The organism is Streptomyces europaeiscabiei, from assembly GCF_001550375.1.
GTDB lineage: Bacteria > Actinomycetota > Actinomycetes > Streptomycetales > Streptomycetaceae > Streptomyces > Streptomyces europaeiscabiei.
The window spans coordinates 1-2761 of the sequence record NZ_LRTR01000659.1 but is presented as its reverse complement, the minus strand read 5'-3'; the positions used below and the strand labels follow the sequence as shown (position 1 = coordinate 2761).

At 72.3% G+C, this 2761-nt stretch carries 1 protein-coding gene and 1 pseudogene; both read left to right on the top strand.

Annotated elements, in window-relative coordinates:
• Positions 1-5: 5 nt before the first annotated feature.
• A pseudogene (locus AWZ10_RS55870) lies at positions 6-248 on the top strand (beta-ketoacyl synthase N-terminal-like domain-containing protein); the annotation flags it as partial.
• Positions 249-278: 30 nt separating this feature from the next.
• A partial coding sequence (locus tag AWZ10_RS32060; RefSeq protein ID WP_244172612.1) for a type I polyketide synthase occupies positions 279-2761 on the top strand: 2483 nt, incomplete at its 3' end.

Sequence of the window (2761 nt, the reverse complement as noted above, 5' to 3'; positions counted from 1 at the left end):
GCAGTGTGTTGTCGGGTCGGGTGTCGTATTCGTTGGGGTTGCGGGGTCCGGCGGTGACGGTGGACACGGCGTGTTCGTCGTCGCTGGTGGCTTTGCATCTGGCGGTGTCGGCGCTGCGGCAGGGGGAGTGTGATGTCGCGCTGGCCGGTGGTGTGACGGTGATGTCGACGCCGTCGGTGTTTGTGGAGTTCTCCCGGTTGCGGGGCATGGCTGTGGACGGGCGGTGCAAGAGCTTTTCGGCTGATGCGGACGGTGCGGGCTGGTCCGAGGGTTGTGGTGTGCTGGTTCTGAAGCGGTTGTCGGCTGCGCGGGTGGCCGGGGACCGGGTGCTGGCGGTGATCCGTGGGTCGGCTGTCAATCAGGACGGCCGGTCTCAGGGTCTGACCGCTCCGAACGGTCCTTCGCAGCAGCGGGTGATCCAGGAAGCTCTGTCGCGCGCGAGGCTGTCGCCGTCGGACGTGGACGCGGTCGAGGCGCACGGAACCGGGACGGCCTTGGGCGACCCGGTCGAGGCGGGCGCGCTGGCGGCGGTCTTCGGGCCGGGGCGTTCGGTGGAGCGGCCGGTGTGGCTGGGGTCGGCGAAGTCCAATATCGGGCATGCCCAGGCCGCCGCCGGTGTGATCGGCGTGATCAAGATGGTGCTGGCACTGGCCCACGAGCAACTGCCCGCCACCTTGCACGTGGAGCGGCCCAGTGAGCACATCGGGTGGGAGGGCAGCGGGCTGCGGTTGCTGGGTGAGGCGCGTTCGTGGCCGCGGGAGGAGTCCCGCCTGCGGCGTGCGGGTGTGTCGTCGTTCGGTCTGTCCGGGACCAACGCCCACCTTGTTCTCGAGGAGGCCCCTGCCGGGGAGGCCGCCGTGACCGTTGCTGAGCAGGTGGCGCCGGGGGGTGTGGTCCCGGTGGTGGTGTCGGGCCGGGACGCGGGTGTGGTGCGGGCGCAGGCCCGGCGCTGGGCCCAGTGGTGGCGCAACCACCCGGAGGTCTCGCTGGACCGGGTGGCGTCCACGGCCTTGTGGCACCGCAGCTGGTTCGACTCCCGCGGCGCGGTTCTCGCCGCCACCCGCGAGGAGGCCATCGACCGGCTGGAAGCACTCGCCGAAGGCACCGACGCCCTCGGAGTGATAGCCCCCGCCGAGACGCCCGGTGCGGAGATCTTCGCCACGGGCCCCGGGGGAGTGTGGGTGTTCCCGGGGCAGGGGTCGCAGTGGGAGGGCATGGGCCGGGTGCTGTTCGAGCAGTCGCCGGTGTTCGCCGAGACCGTCCGTGCGTGTGAGGCGGCCCTGCTGCCCTGGACGGGCTGGTCGGTCGTCGAGGTCCTGACCGGGCAGCGTGCTCTGTCGGGTGTGGAGGAGGTGCAGCCGGCGCTGTTCGCGATGAGTCTGGGCCTGGCCGCGTGGTGGGAGTCGATGGGTGTCACGCCGCAGGCCGTGATCGGGCATTCGCAGGGCGAAGTGACCGCGGCCGTGGTCGCGGGCGTCCTGACCGTCGAACAGGGCGCGAAGATCGTCGCTGCCCGGTCGCGGGCTGTGGCCACCTGCGGCGGGCGGGGAGGCATGGCCGTGGTCGAGCGTGGCCTGGAGTGGGTCACCGAACGTCTCGCGGGGACGGGTCTGTCCGTGGCCGCGGTCAACACCGCCGCCTCGACCGTGATCTCCGGGGACAGCGACGCCCTGGACATCTTCCTGGCGGACGTGCAGGCCGAGGGGGTGTTCGCCCGCCGGGTGCAGGTCGACTACGCCTCCCACAGCGCGCACATGGACCCGCTCCTGCCCGCTCTGGCGGAGGAACTGGCGGGCCTTCGGCCGGCGGCCGGACGGATCCCGATGTACTCCACCGTCCACGGCCGCCTGATCCACGGCTCCGAGATGAACGCCGGCTACTGGTGCGCCAATCTGCGCCGGCCGGTGCGCTTCGACCTGGCCGGCCAGGCCGCCACCGCCGACGGCCATCACACCTGGACCGAGATCAGCCCCCACCCCGTCATGGCCATGGTCCTCGACGAGATCGCCCGGCAGCACGGCGGAACCACTGTCGCCACCGCCCACCGCGGCCAGGCCGACACCACCGACGTGCTGTCGTCGTGGACGCGTGCGGGACTGGAGCACGCAGACCAGTGGCCGTGGGAGCGCGCGGTGCCGCGCACTCCGTTGGAAGCCGCCCTGCCCACCTACGCCTTCGACCGTGAGCGGTACTGGCTCCCCGCCCCCGACACCGTCCCGGCCGACCCCTCGGCGTGGGGCGCGGACGGGCTCGACCACCCCTGGCTCACCCTCTCCACCCCGCTGGCCGACGACGGCCTGATCCTCACCGGCAGGATCGACACCACCGGCCCCGGACAGCGCTGGCTGAGCGACCACAAGGTGTTCGACACCGTCCTCCTGCCCGGCACCGCGATCCTGGACATGGTCCTCACCGCCGCCGCACGCGTGGGCGCCACCGGGATCGACACCCTGACCCTCACCACCCCCCTCGTCCTGCCCGACAGCGGGCCCTTGCGGATCCAGGTCGCCGTCACCGGCATCGACGGCAACGGGCAGCGCCAGGTCACCGTCCACACCCACCCCGGCCCCGACACGCACCCCGGCACACCCTGGACCACCCACGCCACCGCCCAACTCACCCACCACACCCCCGCCCACACCCCCGATCCCGTCGACTGGACGGCGACCGAGCAGGCGGAGCGCGTGCCCCTGGACGGCTTCTACGACCGCTTCCGCGACCGCGGAATCGACTACGGACCCGCCTTCCAGGGCCTGGTGGA